Genomic DNA, 566 nt, shown 5'->3' on the forward strand with positions numbered 1-566 from the left:
GTGAAAGGCGCCTTCGAGGCCATGATGGCCGGCAAGATGAACGTGTCGGTCGAATGCAGTCCGCTGCTCGGGCCGCAACTGATGGAGGCCGCGAAGAAGGCGGCAGCGGGTGAAACACTGCCGCGCTGGATCAAGACCAACGAGGGCGTGTTCCCGCAGGAGGTCGCGGCCAAGGAGTTTCCGAATCGGAAGTATTGAGGCAGGGCGGCAGGGCGGGTTGATCTGAGCCGTGAGCCGCAAGCGGTCGAGTTCCTCGATACGCTGCTGCTCACTCGTCGTCGGCGCCGGGGCGCGGCCCCTTCGTCGCCCGGAAAGGTGCCTCGTTGCCACGGGCTGTGCGGGTCGCAAAAGTAGACCTTCACGCGCGTATTGCTCAGTGCCGCCAGCCGCGTTTCTGCGCCTGCTTCACCTCATCGGCCGTCAGCACAGCACCCTCGATCCGTGCATCCACGGCGTCCAGCACCGCACGCGGAAGCGGGCTGCCGGCTTGGCGCATGTCCGACGTGGGCGCCTGTTCGGCCGTCGCCGTGGCGACCACGGTCCAGCGATCGGCCTGGCGGCAGGCC

2 pseudogenes are annotated in these 566 nt (G+C 67.5%); one reads left to right on the top strand and one right to left on the bottom strand.

Annotation, left to right across the window (positions count from 1 at the left end):
* Window positions 1–198 (top strand): annotated as a pseudogene (locus AC1D15_RS36345) (LacI family transcriptional regulator); the annotation flags it as partial.
* Between the two features lie 175 nt (window positions 199–373).
* Here AC1D15_RS36345 and AC1D15_RS36350 read toward each other — a convergent pair.
* Window positions 374–566 (bottom strand): annotated as a pseudogene (locus AC1D15_RS36350) (hypothetical protein); the annotation flags it as partial.

This window comes from Rhizobacter sp. P2_H2, from assembly GCF_056403375.1.